The 14,289-nt window shown below is 66.3% G+C and carries 12 protein-coding genes; 7 read left to right on the top strand and 5 right to left on the bottom strand.

The genetic code is table 11. The annotated features are described in order from the left end of the window. Positions 1-42: 42 nt before the first annotated feature. From C3V41_RS01340 to C3V41_RS01320, 5 genes are read right to left on the bottom strand one after another with little or no spacing between them, the layout of a single operon-like run. A complete protein-coding gene (locus tag C3V41_RS01340; protein WP_106108776.1) occupies positions 43-966 on the bottom strand; it encodes a type II secretion system F family protein in 924 nt (307 codons plus the stop codon). Next, positions 963-1,826, bottom strand: a complete 864-nt coding sequence (locus tag C3V41_RS01335; RefSeq protein WP_106108775.1) for a type II secretion system F family protein — start codon at positions 1,824-1,826, stop codon at positions 963-965. The genes C3V41_RS01340 and C3V41_RS01335 overlap by 4 nt, the downstream gene beginning before the upstream one ends. Beyond that, a complete protein-coding gene (locus tag C3V41_RS01330) occupies positions 1,823-3,145 on the bottom strand; it encodes a CpaF family protein (protein ID WP_106108774.1) in 1,323 nt (440 codons plus the stop codon). The genes C3V41_RS01335 and C3V41_RS01330 overlap by 4 nt, the downstream gene beginning before the upstream one ends. After that, the gene (locus tag C3V41_RS01325) at positions 3,142-3,912 is read right to left on the bottom strand and encodes a hypothetical protein (RefSeq protein ID WP_106108773.1); all 771 of its coding nucleotides are present in this window, start codon (positions 3,910-3,912) and stop codon (positions 3,142-3,144) included. The genes C3V41_RS01330 and C3V41_RS01325 overlap by 4 nt, the downstream gene beginning before the upstream one ends. Beyond that, positions 3,912-4,601, bottom strand: coding sequence for an SAF domain-containing protein (locus C3V41_RS01320; RefSeq protein WP_106108772.1), 690 nt, complete (start codon positions 4,599-4,601; stop codon positions 3,912-3,914). Before C3V41_RS01320 ends, C3V41_RS01325 begins: the two co-directional genes overlap by 1 nt. Positions 4,602-4,944: 343 nt before the next feature. On the opposite strand from C3V41_RS01320, the gene C3V41_RS01315 reads away from it, so the two are divergent. From C3V41_RS01315 to C3V41_RS01290, 7 genes are all read left to right on the top strand, one after another. Next, a complete protein-coding gene (locus tag C3V41_RS01315) occupies positions 4,945-5,244 on the top strand; it encodes a hypothetical protein (RefSeq protein WP_106108771.1) in 300 nt (99 codons plus the stop codon). A gap of 92 nt (positions 5,245-5,336) precedes the next feature. Continuing rightward, entirely contained in the window at positions 5,337-5,672 is a 336-nt protein-coding gene (locus C3V41_RS01310; protein WP_106108770.1) for a hypothetical protein, read from the top strand. A 27-nt stretch (positions 5,673-5,699) separates the two neighbouring features. Beyond that, entirely contained in the window at positions 5,700-7,910 is a 2,211-nt protein-coding gene (locus C3V41_RS12715; RefSeq protein WP_129591446.1) for a DUF6571 family protein, read from the top strand. 63 nt (positions 7,911-7,973) lie between these two features. Next, a complete protein-coding gene (locus C3V41_RS01305; protein ID WP_129591445.1) occupies positions 7,974-10,220 on the top strand; it encodes a DUF6571 family protein in 2,247 nt (748 codons plus the stop codon). Between the two features lie 81 nt (positions 10,221-10,301). After that, on the top strand, positions 10,302-10,964 hold the full coding sequence (locus C3V41_RS01300) for a hypothetical protein (RefSeq protein ID WP_106108768.1): 663 nt from the start codon (positions 10,302-10,304) through the stop codon (positions 10,962-10,964). A gap of 227 nt (positions 10,965-11,191) precedes the next feature. Then, positions 11,192-11,995: a hypothetical protein gene (locus tag C3V41_RS13000; RefSeq protein WP_217350982.1), complete on the top strand. Its 804-nt coding sequence runs from the start codon at positions 11,192-11,194 to the stop codon at positions 11,993-11,995. Next, positions 11,992-14,265 (top strand): hypothetical protein, encoded by a 2,274-nt coding sequence (locus C3V41_RS01290; protein ID WP_129591444.1) that lies wholly within the window; start codon positions 11,992-11,994, stop codon positions 14,263-14,265. The genes C3V41_RS13000 and C3V41_RS01290 overlap by 4 nt, the downstream gene beginning before the upstream one ends. The last annotated feature ends 24 nt before the right edge of the window (positions 14,266-14,289 follow it).

The raw sequence follows: 14,289 nt of genomic DNA, 5'->3' as shown, positions 1-14,289 counted from the left end.
GGTTTCCTTCTTTGGTAGCGTGTCGGAGAATATGAGTAGTTCCTAGTGGTTGGAGACAATGCCCGTCAGTGCCGGGTAGATAAGGAAGACAATAAAACCCATGGCGATCAGGAGCTGGGCCACCAGCATGGACTCGGAGTTCTCCCCCGCCCTGCTCTCGGCGTCGGCCAGGTCCTTGCGCCGCATGCTGGAGGCGCGGGCCCCCAGGGACTCGCGGATCTTGGCCCCGTCCTCGGCCACCAGGGACAGGGCCGCGGCCAGGTCCCGCAGCTCGTCGATCCTCAGCTGGGTGCCCAGGTGGCCCAGCGCCGCCCAGGGGGTCTGCCCGCGCAGGCGGGCGGTGGCGAGGGCGTCGCGGATGCGCAGCATGGCGGGGTCGTCGCACAGGCTGGAGGCGGCGTCGAGGGCCTCGGGCACGCCCCGGCCCGCGGACAGGGACATGGAGACCAGGTCCAGGTAGGAGCCGACGACGTGCCGGAAGTCCCGGCGGGCCTCCTCGGCCTGGCGGCGCAGGCGCAGGGTGGGGGTGAGGGCGGCCAGGAGGGCCAGGACCACGCCTCCCAGCAGCGGCACCGACCAGTCCAGGACCGCCCCGGTGAGCCTCATAACGGTTATGACCAGGAGGGGGGCCAGGAAGCCGCCGACCCCGGCCAGCACGGAGACGGCGAGGTGGTGCTCCAGGGAGCGCCTGAGCACGGACAGGTCCGAGGTCAGGGAGCCCAGGTCCAGGCGGGTGCGCCGCAGGAGCACCGCGGTGCGCAGGCCCAGGGTCTCGGCCCACGCCGGCAGGTCCGCGCCCCCGGGGTTGAGGCGGGCCGCGTCACGGCGCAGCTCGCGCTCCTCGCGCTGGGTGTCCAGCTCGGCCAGGGCGGCGGCGGGCTGCACCGCGGGAGGTGCCAGGAGGAGCACGAGCATGAGGACGCCGGAGCCGCTGAGCGCGCCCCCCAGGAGGATCCAGGTGATCATGAGGACCTGCCCCCTGGTGCGGTGACGGTCAGGAACCGGCGTGGCAGGCGGATACCGGCCAGTCGGCGCATCCACATCATCCCGGCGGCGAACAGGCCCACGACCACCAGCAGGACGACCTGCCCCTGGGCGCTGTCGTAGGGGGAGACGAAGCCGGGGTTGAACAGGGCCAGCCCCATGATCATCAGGATCGAGAAGACGATGACGATCTGTGCCGAGCGCCGGGTGCCGGCGCGGGAGGCCGAGACCCGCTGGCGCATGTCCAGCTCGGTGCGGGCGGTGGCCGCCAGGTTGCCCAGCAGGGAGCGCAGCCCGGGGCCACGTAGCCTGGCGTTCATAATGAGCGCGGAGACAATGAGGTCGGCGGTGGGGTCGTCGAGGTCGTCGGCGAACTGCCGCAGCGCCGTGGGCAGCGGCACCCGCACCCGCATGCGGTCCGCCAGGAGGGCCAGGTGCTCGCGGATGACCGGTGAGGCGGCGTGGACGGTGGCCGGGACGGCCTGCTCCAGGCCCACGGCCCCGGCGATGGTGTCACGCAGGGACTCGGCCCAGGTGGCCAGGGCGGCGATCCTCTCGGCCGCCTCACGCTCCTGGGCCGCGCCCCCGAAGAACAGGGGCCAGACCACCACCAGGCACCCGCCCGCGGCGGCCAGGACGACCCACCTGGTCAGCACCAGCAGGGCGGCGGCGGTGACGGCTGCCGCCAGGATCCGGCGGGGCAGGGTCCTCAGGCGGGAGCCGAGCCCCGTGGTGCCCGGGACGTCCAGGCCCACCCCCAGGGCTGCCGCCACCAGGAGGAAGATCCCCGCCCCGACCATGGCCCCGGCCAGGAGGGCCAGGGTCGTCGTCGCGCTGTTCACGGTCGCCTCCTGGCGGGGGCGTAGGAGGCGGCGGGGTCGTAGCCGGTCTCCATGAGCTCGGCGGCGCAGGCCAGGGGCGCGGCGGGCTGGGCGGTGCCGCTGCCGTCGTCGGCGAACACCTCGCTGGACAGGACCCGTCCGTCCACGCCGTTGACCTCCCGCACGGAGGCGACGTAGCGCCGCATGCCGCCTCCCTGGCTGAACCGGTTCTCCCGGGTGAGGAAGATGACGAAGTCCACGGCCCCGGCAATGAGGAGGTGGGTGGCCTCCTGGGGCAGGTGCTCGGCGGACTGGATGGCGTAGGTGGCGATCCGGTTGAACACCTCGGCCGAGGAGTTGGCGTGGATGGTGGACAGGGAGCCGTCGTTGCCCTGGCTCATGGCGTTGAGCATGGTGACGATCTCGTCGCCCAGGACCTCCCCGACGATGACGCGGGAGGGGTTCATGCGCAGCGAGCGGCGTACCAGGTCGGCCATGGAGATGGCGCCCACGCCCTCGGAGTTGGGCAGGCGCTCCTCGAAGGCGACGACGTTGGGGTGCAGGTCGGTGAACTCGCCGAGCCCCAGCTCCAGGGCGCGCTCGACCGTGATGAGGCGCTCACCGGGCGGGATCTCGTTGGCCAGGGCCCGCAGGAAGGTGGTCTTGCCGGCGTTGGTGGCCCCGGCGATCATTATGTTCTTGCGGGCCCGTACCGCCGCCGAGCAGAAGGCCGCCAGGCGCGGGCTGAGGGTCCCCAGGGCCACGAGCTCGTCCAGCCCCACCCGGTCCAGGCGGGCCCGGCGCACCGAGACGGCGGGGCGGGAGCACACGTCCATGACGGCGGACAGGCGCGAGCCGTCGGGCAGGCGCAGGTCGAGCTGGGGGTTGGCGGAGTCAAAGGGGCGGGAGGCGAGCCCGGAGTAGGAGCCGAGGACCTGGACGAGCTCGACGAGCTCCTCGTCGGAGTCGGCCACGGGGGCGCCGCGCTCCTCGCGCCCGTCGGCGTACTGGATGAAGACGTTGTCGTAGCCGTTGATGTCGATGTTCTCGACGTCGGGGTCCTCCAGGAGGGGCTGGAGGCGCCCCACCCCGAACAGGGCGGCGTGGATGCCCTGGGAGATGTCCTCCTCGTCCTGGGCGGTCAGGGGCGGGCGCCCGGCGGCGATCTCCCCGCGCGCGTGCTGCTCCATGACCCGGCCGATGAGGGCCCGGGCGAGCTGGCGCTCGTCCTCGGTGGTCATGGGCGGCAGGCCGGAGGCGGCGTCGTCCCGTCGCTGCTGGGCCAGGAGGTCGGCGACCTCCTCGCGCATGGCGCGCACCAGGGCCTGGTCGGTGCTCACGGGCGCACCTCCTCAGACGGCTGGGGGACGTCCACCTGGGACAGGGAGTCGGCCAGGGCGTGGGCGGAGCGGACCAGGAGGGTGCGCCCCAGGGGGCGGGGCCGGCGTCCCGCCAGGGTGTCGGCGGCACCGGGGTCGGTGGCCAGCACCCCGGCCACGGGGACGTCGATCCCCTTGGAGCGCAGGAGCTGACTGAGGTCGTCGGCCTCGTGGCGGGACCTCCAGGGGGCCACCAGGAGCACGGCCAGGCGCACGGGAGAGGCCCGGTGGGCAGTCTCGGCCCGGAGCCACTCCAGGCGGTCCCGCAGGTGGCCGTAGTACTCCACCCCGGGGCGGGTGACGATGAGGGTGAGGTCGGAGGCGAGCACGACGCTGAGGCTGGGGCTGCCCGGAGCCACGCGGCCCACGTCGGCGATGACGTCGGGGTACCTGCGTAGGCCGGCCGCCAGGGTGGCCCACCCCGCGCCGATGGCCGAGGCCTGCTCGGGGCGTGCCAGCCCCACCAGCACCTGGAGCCCGCCGTCAATGACGCTGAGGTGGTCGTGCAGATCCGCCGTGGGGTCACGGCGCTGGGCGGCGGCCAGGGAGACCAGGCCCCGCTCGGGGTCCAGCGGGCGCCCGTCCTGCCCGCTGGCCCGGTAGAGCAGGTCGGAGCCAGCGGGGTCGAGCTCGGCCAGGATGACGGAGCGGGGCCAGACCCCGGCGAGCACGTGCGCGCTGGTGGTGACTCCGGGGGCGCCCTTGGCCGAGGCCAGTGAGACCAGCATCAGTGGTCACCGATGGGCTGGTTGCGGGCGGTCAGTATGACGGCGACGTTCCCGCTGGCCCCCAGGGTGGCGAGGCTCGCGGCACGGGCCTGGGGGACGATGAGCGAGACGACCGCCCCTGAGGACCAGTCCTTGGCGCCGTCGGAGCGTGGCACGGCGTCAAGGACCTGGACGTCCTGGGCCAGGACGGCCCCTGTGCTGGTGTCGACGAGGTCGACCATGTCCCCGGGGCCGAGGCCGCTGGCGGGGAAGCGCCCGGCCTCGAGGGTGGCGCCGACCACCTGGGCGCCCTGGCCGGGGACGGGGCCGGTGGTGAGCTGGGAGGTGTCCAGGAGCTGGCCCTTGGTGACCTCGACCCGCACGGTGCGGCCGATCACCTGGTCGATCTGGCTGGCGGGCACCAGGGTGCGGATCTCGGCGGAGACGGGGGTGGCGGCCAGGTCGTCGGCGGTGATGACGTGCCCGGGCCTCAGGGTGCTGGCCGCGGCGAGGACCTGGACGCGGTTGTCCATGCGGGTGGCCAGGAAGCCGGCCAGCAGCGCCCCGCCCACGATGAGGAGGACGGCCAGGGCGGCCAGGAGCGGACGGCGCTCGCGCGGGGCCGAGGGAAGCCGCGACCCGCCGGTGCGGGACGGGGCCGGTTCTGCGGGTGGACGGCGTCGGAGGCGTGCTGCTGGGGTGGGGGTCATGGTTGCCAGCCTCGGGTCGGGGGTAGGGTGTGAGGGTATTGGCTCTCAGTAGGATAATGCCCTCGGGCCCGGTGTCAACAGTAGAGAGGACCAAGCTAGGATGCCGATGGCTATGATCTGTACGATCCTCGCAAGCTGAAACGTGACATCGATAACAGTTTCAGCTCTGGCAAGTGTCCTGCGTCTCAGGTATATTAAGGGTATGAGTTGCGCGTACCAAGGCGGATCCTGCCTCTCGGCAGATCCCAAGGCCTCGCTCCGTTCCTCGGTGCCAGCCGGGGTACGCGCTGACTGCTTCGTTGACCGTCCTTAGAGTCCTCTGACGATTGGAGAGTGGTGGGCCATGTCCCTGCAGGCCGACCTGGACACACTTGCGACCCTGTACGATACGCTGAGTAACAACGTAACCCTGGCGGACACGATCCAGAAGGACACGGACCGTGACCTGGCGGCGGCGGTGTGGGAGAGCCCCAACGCCAAGGACTTCCGGGCGGCCTGGGACGAGTTCCGTCCCAAGCTGGTGGCCTTCGAGGAGCTCCTGGCGGCGGCGGCCACGGACGTGGCCAACAACCACAACGACATCGCCACCGCCAACGGGGTCACCGACGCCCGCCAGCTGGCGGCGGTCTCCCCCTTGGCCTGAGAGGCCCGAGCCTGTCTCCCGGGGGCGCCGTGACGTGGCGCCCCCGGGAGGCGGACGGTAGAAGCTTTAAGAGAGAATCGAGGTGGTGTCTCGTGAGCGAGGATTCCGGGAAGTTCCCCAACAGGTACCGTACAGCTCTGGAGGCGGTGGCCAGTCAGGCCCAGAGCGAGCTGACCACCCTGGGGTACGGCCAGATCCCCGGGCCAGCGGAGAAGCTGTCCTCGCCGGTCAACGACCGCGACAAGTGGAACTCACCCCTGTGTGACAGCTACGCCCAGAGCATCTCGTCCCACATCACGACCATCCTGTCCCAGATTGAGGCAGCCCGCAGCCAGATCCAGGCCGTGTGTGATGGTCCTAACGAGCCCTCCTCCTTCTCGGAGGAGACGGCGGAGAACAGCTGGAAAATCCATTGGAACATAACCTGAGGCAGTCGCAGCAAGCAAGGATTTGCAATGACGTTCATTAAGATTGACCCTATCGCGCTTCGGCTTGCCCTGACCAAGGTGAGCTCGTTCGTCACCAGCTACGAGCAGTCGGCAAGCTCAATCCGCAGCAAGAACCTCGTCGAGGGCTACCCGGCCGACCTGTCGTCTCTTGCGACTGCTGACACCAGCGTTGGTGAGCTGAAGACCACAGTCAGCGAGATCAAGACACGCATTAAGTCCGCGGAGCAGATCGGTTCTAGCGGCATTACGTTCTCCGAAGCTCCGACAGGAACATATTGCATCGGTTCACTCTGCATGAAAACTTTTTTCTATGTTGTGCCTGACGGTCAGTCGGACACAGTTGAGAACGTTAAGGCCGCCGCTTCCTCGATTACAGACGCTGGCGCGGACGCGAAATTGCTACAGGACGCAGTTAATCGTGGAGACCATGCTGCGATCAAACAGATCGTTGATGAAAAAGTGTATACCCATACAGACGATGGAGTATATGCTGCTGCCTTGGCTGACGGCCTCGGTCCCAGAAATACCACTCTCGTGTCATCTCAGATCATGTTTTCTTATGATGCCTCCAAAGGAAACCTGATGGAAATTAGTGACGAGGAAATGCGAAACGCAGTACCTACTCTGCAAACATGGTGCAGCATGTTTGCTGCCGCCACTAATTCTGGGATATGGAGTTCGCGACATCGCGAGGAGTATGCCCATAAGCTGGCGAAACTCGTGACCACAACAGCAGAGGTTACTGACGAAACCACAGAATCCGCTAGGAGAGATAACCTCATGCTGCCGATAGGATTTAATTTGCTACTTACTGGAGGTGAGTGGCTTTTGGAGCAGCATCCTGAAATTAGCGATGACGCCCTGCCGGGTGCCTCTGTTGTGCTGGATGCAGGGTTTTTAACTACTCTGGCACGAGATGTCATGGTCGACGAGACCACAGGAAACAGCCAGGACGGTTGGAGGGAGTACGCGGGACGTGCCTTGGCTGCTCCTGAGCCGCGTCATCTGGACCCTATGACAGGGATTTTAGAGGCAATGGGTCACCAGCCTCAGGCTGCCTTAGACTTCCTGGCCCCACCTTTGGATTACCGTGACATCGAAAGTGATTGGCATGCCCAAGAACGTGCCAATAAGGGGCCACGAGTGGATGTTAGTCCATGGAAGTGGATCTCCGAGCGCCAGAAAGATGCGGGAGTAGTCGGTCTAGAAGCTCTTACCCAGGCTCTAGCAGGAGCCTCTGCCCTGCGTCAACTGAGCTCCACAACCATTGACGAACGAGCGGCATGGCTCACTGAGAAAGCTACTGTCTACCTAGCAAACAGCGTCGGCACCGAAAACTGGAGTGATACCGCTCGACGCAATGCTGCAACCATGCTTGCCAACTGCGTAGCTGACCTCGATGCTACAGCCAACGAGAACGATTACAGTATTCGTATGACGGCATTCGACAAAACACTCCCTCATCCCTGGAGCGCACGTCACGAAGACGAAGTCGCACATCTCCTTCAAAAGGTACTCATCGATGACACCTCTTTGGCAATCGTTGCTGAAGCTGCAGGAAAATTCAGCAATAAACGCACGCTCACGGAAGCTGAAAGAACAAAAACGAATTCTTTGATAAATTCTTTCAACTCAGTTCTGGCAACAGCAAAGCAGGACGCTAAGTTGTACGGACTGCTACTTGGGGCGAGACAGAAAGCCGAGGAACTCAAGGCTGACAAAAACAACAAATCGAATAGTCTCGCTATGGAGGTAATAATTGACGGTATTGTGGCAGGCATATCAGCCTTCCCGTTCATATCAGGTGTGTCGATCGGGACAAAGCTCGCCGCTTCAGCATTGTCTGCAATAATAGCCGCAGGAGCGACTGTAGCTAAGTCTGCAATTCCATCTAACAATAGCGACACAAAGGATGATGAAAAGCTCAAAGAATTTGTTAAATCCATAAAAACACTATTGCACTTCAAAGCTTTGGGCGCAGTCGATTCGACCCATATCATCCCTCAGGAAGACTACGAAGCGATCTCGTCCAAGGTCGACTGGATAGTCAAGAATGACGACGGTCTATGGACTCTTGATTGGGATAAAGCTATAGCTGACAAATACAATTTTAACAAGTGGCTTGATTATGTATGCGCCAACAACGAAATCCCTCCTATCAACGATGCGGTTATCGGCGATTCCTTTAGTAGCGGCATGGACGCCGGAAAGAAATAATACAATGAACAATGGAGACTGAAGTTCTAACTGTTGCTGTTATTCGATAAGGAGCTGGTTCGTATGATTCCTGCCGATCGTCCTGGCCGGTGGGTCCTCGTGCGTCGTGGTGTGGCCCTGGTAGGGTGCCTGGTCCTGTCGGCCTACCTGACCCTGCCCACCTGCCGCGTGTCCCCACGAGCAGCAGCCGTACCACTCCCGGACGCACCCGCCACCCAGGTCATTTCGGGTACGGCACCAGCCCCCACTACAGGCACGGGCACCACCGGCCCGGGTGCTGCCACCAGTGCTACTGCCAGCACGGACGCTGATAGCGCCAGTGCCGCCCTCGGGGACGCCGACGCACTGACCAGGGCCCTGGACGAGGGCGACTACACGGCCTTGGCGCAGGTGGTCGATGAGCACGTGGCACCGCGTGTGGGTGGGGGCGCCTACGCGACTGCCCTGGTCGACGCCCTGGGAGCACGGACCCTGGTACGAGTCGCAGCACACCTGCCCGCGGGAGGCGGTGGTGTCACAGGTCGGGCGGGGTCTGGTGGGAGCGGTACCGGTAGCACGGGTCCGGGCGTGCCGTTGGCGTGCACGTGGACGTCCTTGCTGGCCACGGCCACCACCTCACCCCTGTGGACGGACGAGCACCGAGAGGCCCTGGCCCAGGACCTGGCGTCCCTGGTCACGGTGATCGGCGACGTGGCCGAGGCCGACACCCTCCTACTACCAGCAGGATTCATGCGCCTGCTCACCGCCGACCAGGACCCCCTGACCACCGCCGCCAGCACCCAAGCGCCAGATAGTGAAGACAGCCGGGACCCTCTGGCCCTGGACCCTAAGTTCCTGGCCGCCCTGACTCGCGGTGTCATGACCGGTGAGACCGGTGCGGCCGCCGGGGGCTTGCGGGTGGGGTGGGTGGAGTACGCGCGTCTGACCACCACGGCAGGCGGCGGGTACTCGAACTTCCCCCAGGGAACACCCCAGGACGTGACCACCCACAGGGCCTCCTACGACCCCCTGCCCGCCGTCCTGACCGCCACCGTCCGCACCCCCACCACCGTCCTAGACATCCTGGCCCCACCCCTACCAGGAGCCGACCCCAGCACCCCGCCCAGCGAGGAGGACGAGTTCAGGCGGATCCTAGCCACCCAGGTAGACGGATCCCTGTGGGAGTGGGTGTCCGCCCGCGCCCAGAAAGCGGGCCCCGCCTGCCTGGAGGCCCTCACCGCTGCCGTGGCCTCGGCCTCCACCCTGCGCTACCGGCCCACCACATCCCAGCCCAACCCCTACGAGGCCCAGGCCGCCTGGCTCACCGAACAGGCCACCACCGCCCTGGCAGGCACAGACACCACCACCTGGACACCCACAGCCAGACGCACCACCGCCGTCATACTCGCCAACTCCATAGGCGACCTGTGGGACGCCGCCCGTAACGACGTGCACTTCTACAGATTCCAGACCTTCTACAACTCTCTTCCTACCGGATGGAGCAAGCACCACAACGAGGAACTGACCACCCTGCTGCGCGAGGTCCTCAAGGACGACACCGCCCTGACCACCGTATCCAGGGCCGCCGGGGTATTCACCGCCCACCACCTTACCGCCGTCGCCAAAGATATCGAGCCCGGGACCAGACTCGACGTTAGTTATGCTACACTACTTAATGAAACTAGTCTGGACAGCTCCCTGTACGGCTACCTCTACACCGCCTGCGCCACAGGCAGGGGAATAGGCGCTGACGAGGCGAGCACCGCCACCGGGATCCTGCTCAACACCATGCTACAGAGCCTGACCCCGATCCCAGGAGCATCGTGGCACCCCCCGGCCGACCCCGCGAACCAGGATGCCACGGACACCAGCGGAGTAGACAGAGTTGCGGTTCAGGAGTTCCAAGCCGTCCTCGACGGGAGACTGCGGTTCGAGATCATCGGCATCCTGGACTCCACACACCTCATCCCCCAAGAAGACTACCAAGGACGCTACCCGGACGTCTTCCAGTGGATCATCAGGGACAGTGACGGCGTGTGGCACCTCGACTGGAACATGGCCATAGCCAACAAGTACGATCTGAACACCTGGTTCCAAGTCGTGTGGAGCACACACAATTTCGGAGCAGAATGCATCAGTCCCACGTACGTGGCCTTCGAGTACGGATCCCAGGAAGCTCACGAACCCGTGCCTGCCACCACACCCAGGAGCCCCGCCAGGCACGCCGCCCTGGTGGTGGCGGTGCTGACCACTGCCACCACCCTCCTGGTCTACAGCCTCTCCCACACCCACCAACGTCGCAGAGAGAAGCGACGCAGGCGCTGGTACTAAGGAGTAGTACCAGGTGAGCACGTGAACTGAAGACTACGTAGACCATTGTTTTCACCCTCTTGAGCAAAGGAGCTGATTCGTATGATTCCTGTCGATCGTCCTGGCCGGTGGGCCCTCGTGCGCCGCGGCACGGCCCTGGCAGGGTGCCTGGTCCTGTCGGCCTGTTCGGGGTCCTCGGAGTCGTCTACCACGCTGCCTCCCCTGGACCCGTCCACCACCCAGACTGTTACGCAGGAGCCCGCGCCCAGCGCGTCGGCGTCGCCTACTGACCTGAGCCCGCAGGGCCTGTCCACTGACAGGTACGTGGTGGTCTCCGTCCCACCCGGCCTGGACGCCGCCCAGAGGAGCGCCCTGGAGGGGTACGTGGTCTACGACCAGGTCACCTGGGACATCTGGTTCACCGGCACCGGCGTGGAGAAGGCCGACGCCGTCGCCACCGAGCCCTCGCTGAGCAGGATCAGGAAGAGCTACGCGGCCCTCCAACCAGGGTCAGCGGTCTCCGGGACGGTACGGGTAGCTGTCACCAACGTGTTCATCTCCTCCCAGCCCCCCAACCTCACCGCCGAGATCACTACTTGTGCCGACCAGAACGGACTGACAGAGCACGACGCGGACGGCAACGACATCACCAACCCGGACACCCTCCAGGGAATGCGAGAGATGGTGACCAAGATGGTCTACACAGACGGCACGTGGAAGGCCGCAGGACAACGAACCAAGAGCAAGAACGAGTGCACAATATGAGAATCTCACACTGGTCACGTATCCTAGTCGCATTTTTGGCCGTAGGAGCCCTGATTACCAGTTTCTTGCACTCGTCACCTGCAAATGCACAAGACGAGCACGATGGTTCCTCAGAGAACTCGTCCGCGTCTGCTTCGGTTTCGTCTGGCGGGGACGGGTCGGCGACGTTCTCGGTGGAGGTGCTGGTGGAGGGCGTGGCGGGGGGCGGGGGCTCGTCCTCGGGGCCGGTGACGGTACAGACCCAGGTATCAGGGTGGGTGCACCCGGTGTGCTGGTACGAGCCCTCGCTCAGCGGGGCGGACATGGCCGCCTACTTGGACTCCCCCCGGGCCAGGAAGGACGCCGCCATGCTGGACAGGTCCTCCCTGGCCACCGACCTCCCCGGGTACAAGGACCACGCCCAGGACACCGAGGGCCGCTGGTACTCCCCCATGTGCAGCTCCCAGTACGCCCCGGACGGCACGGACTACCTCTCCCTGGCCAGGGACTACTTCAGCTCCCACCCGTCCGTGTTCGTGCCCGCTGGCCAGGAGCCCCCCGCCCCCGAGATCGACCCCTCGGTCCTGGCGGCCGCGGCCTGGCAGTCAGTGACCGTCCCCCCACCGGCCACCGACCACAACCCCCGCCTGACCGGCAGCGGGGCCACCGTGGTAGGCGTAGACACCTGGGTGTGGGCCACCACCGCCACACCACGCACCCTGACCGTCACCGCCACCGCCGCCACCACCACCGTGACCCTGACCGCCACCTCCACCGGACTGAGCCTCCAGGCCCCCGACTCCCTGGTCTCGTGCACCGGGTTCGGCACCCCCTGGACCCCCGACGCCACCACCACCGACTGCTCCCTGACCTTCACCCGCTCCAGCGCCCACCTGGGAGGCACCACCCCCCTGACCGTCTCCACCACCTACCAGGCCACCTGGACCACCACCACCGGACGCACCGGCACCCTGCCCCCGCACACCACCACCACGACCACCCCCCTGACCGTGGCCGAGGCACAGGCCCTGGGCACCGCACCCACACCATGACCACCACACCCACCAACCACCCCCGGCAGAGCACCAGGAACCCCACCCGGCGGGCCCTCGTGCGCCGCGGCACGGCCCTGGCAGGATGCCTGGCCCTAGCAGCCTGCCTGACCCTACCCACCGGGACCCCACGAGCAGCAGCCACACCACCCCCGGACACACCCACCACCCAGGTCCTTTCAGGTACGGCACCAGCCCCCACCACCGGACACACCAGCCCAGACACCGTCAGAAACCCGGGCGCCACCACCCGAGCTGCTACCGGTACCGGCACGGATACCACCAGCCCGGGGGCCGCCACCAGTGCTACCACTACTACCAGCACGGACGCTGACGCTGCTGACGCTGCCCGTGAGGACGCCGTCGTACTGGCCAGGGCCCTGGACGAGGGCGACTACACGGCCCTGACGCAGGCGGTCAGTGAGCGCGTAGCACCGCGCGTAGGTGGGGACGTATACGCCACTGCCCTGGTCGACGCCCTGGGGGCCAGGGGCCTGGTGCGTGTAGCGGCACACCTACCCACTGGGGGCGGCACGCTCCCGGCGGGCTCTAGCTCGGGTGGTGCTGAGGGTGCCAGGGGGTGTCGGGTAGGCGGCGCAGACAGTACCGGGGCGGCCGGTATCGGGCTGGCGTGCACGTGGACGTCCCTGCTGGCCACGGCCACCGCCTCGCCCCTGTGGGACGAGGGGCACCGAGAGGCCCTGGCCCGGAACCTGGCGTCCCTGGTCACCACCACCGGTGACCTGGCCGAGCCCGACACCCTCCTGCTCCCGGTGGGGTTCAGGCGCCTGCTCACCGCCGACCAGGACCCCCTCGCTGGCACCCAAACGTCAGATAGTTCAGATAGTGAAGATGTGCGGGATCCTCTGGCGCTGGAGGCTGGGTTCCTGGCCGCCCTGACTCGCGGTGTCATGGCCGGTGAGACCGCCGGGGGCTTGCGGGTGGGGTGGGTTGAGTACGCGCGTCTGACCACCACGGCAGGCGGCGGGTACGCGAATTTCCCCGAGGGAAAACCCCAGGACGTGACCGCGCACCGGGCCTCCTACGACCCCCTGCCCGCGGTTTTGACCGCCGCAACCCGCACCCCTGCCACGGTCCTGGACGTCCTGGCCCCACCCCAGGACGACAGGGACAGCCAAGACCAGGCGGGCCAGCATTCCTCGGCCACCAAGGTGGACGCCACCACCTGGGAGTGGGTGGCCGCCCGCGCCCAGGAAGCGGGCCCCGCCTGCCTGGAGGCCCTGACCGCGGCCGTGGCGTCGGCCTCCACCCTGCGCTACCAGGCCAACCCCTACGAGGCCCGGGCCGCCTGGCTCACCGAACAGGCAGTAGTCACCCTGGCAGACGTGGACACCACCACCTGGACACCCACAGCCCGACGCACCACCGCCGTCATACTCGCCAACTCCATAGGTGACCTGTGGGACGCCGCCACCGACGTCGCTCATAATGACCTTTATGCCAGTTCCGACAAGCTCCTGCCAGTATCCTGGCAGGACCGCCACGACGAAGAGCTCACTACCCTGCTCCAGAACGTCCTGACCGACGACACCGCCCTGACCACCATATCCAGGGCGGCCGAGGCTCTTGCCGACCGTCACCTAGCCGTCACCGCAGGAAGAATCCCGTCAGGAACCAGTATTGACGAGGCGTATAAGCAGGTTTTAGGCACGTTCATGTACGACGTGACCCTGTACAGCTACGTGTACGGGGCCCGTTCCAGGACAGAAGGCACGTACGCCCCCGAGGACCGGGAACTACTCCAGGTACGCATCATGAGGGAACTGAGGAGAAAACCCATACTCGCGCTTGCCACGGCTGGACTGCTCCCCGACGAGGCCTACCCGAACATAAAAGGCGGGTCGTACGGGAGCGACTGGATGACCCAGGACGAGAACCAGCACTGGCACGTCGACCCACACAAGGCCGAGGAGAACGCTGGCGCAGTCGATGACTGGATGCAGACCAATAAGTACCTAGCGGGCCCCCTCCTCCTCACGGACTCCACACTGATCACGGTCGCTGGTTACGGTCTGGATAAAGGCATAGGAGCGACACCCCCTACGACGAACTCCAGGACCATTGCCAGGCACGCCGCCCTGGTGGTGGCGCTGACCACTGCCACCGCCCTTCTGGTCTACAGCCTCTCCCACACCCACCAACGTCGCAGGAACAGGCGGCTTCCGTGCCGCGAGGAGAGACGACGCAGGCGTCGGGAGCGACACAGTCGCTGGTACGAGGAGGAGTACCGGGGCGGGCACGTGAACTGAAGACTACGTAGACCGTTGTCTTCA

This window comes from Actinomyces sp. oral taxon 897 (assembly GCF_002999235.1).
GTDB lineage: Bacteria > Actinomycetota > Actinomycetes > Actinomycetales > Actinomycetaceae > Actinomyces.
The sequence above is the reverse complement of the archived record's forward strand: the minus strand, read 5'-3'. Positions and strand labels throughout refer to the sequence as shown.

Excerpts from the sequence above, each read along its gene's own strand:
- C3V41_RS01340 (WP_106108776.1), bottom strand. The coding sequence starts at position 966 with ATGATCACCTGGATCCTCCTGGGGGGCGCGCTCAGCGGCTCCGGCGTC.
- C3V41_RS01325 (WP_106108773.1), bottom strand. The coding sequence starts at position 3,912 with ATGCTGGTCTCACTGGCCTCGGCCAAGGGCGCCCCCGGAGTCACCACC.
- C3V41_RS01320 (WP_106108772.1), bottom strand. The coding sequence starts at position 4,601 with ATGACCCCCACCCCAGCAGCACGCCTCCGACGCCGTCCACCCGCAGAA.
- C3V41_RS01315 (WP_106108771.1), top strand. The coding sequence starts at position 4,945 with ATGTCCCTGCAGGCCGACCTGGACACACTTGCGACCCTGTACGATACG.
- C3V41_RS12715 (WP_129591446.1), top strand. The coding sequence starts at position 5,700 with ATGACGTTCATTAAGATTGACCCTATCGCGCTTCGGCTTGCCCTGACC.
- C3V41_RS01305 (WP_129591445.1), top strand. The coding sequence starts at position 7,974 with ATGATTCCTGCCGATCGTCCTGGCCGGTGGGTCCTCGTGCGTCGTGGT.
- C3V41_RS01300 (WP_106108768.1), top strand. The coding sequence starts at position 10,302 with ATGATTCCTGTCGATCGTCCTGGCCGGTGGGCCCTCGTGCGCCGCGGC.
- C3V41_RS01290 (WP_129591444.1), top strand. The coding sequence starts at position 11,992 with ATGACCACCACACCCACCAACCACCCCCGGCAGAGCACCAGGAACCCC.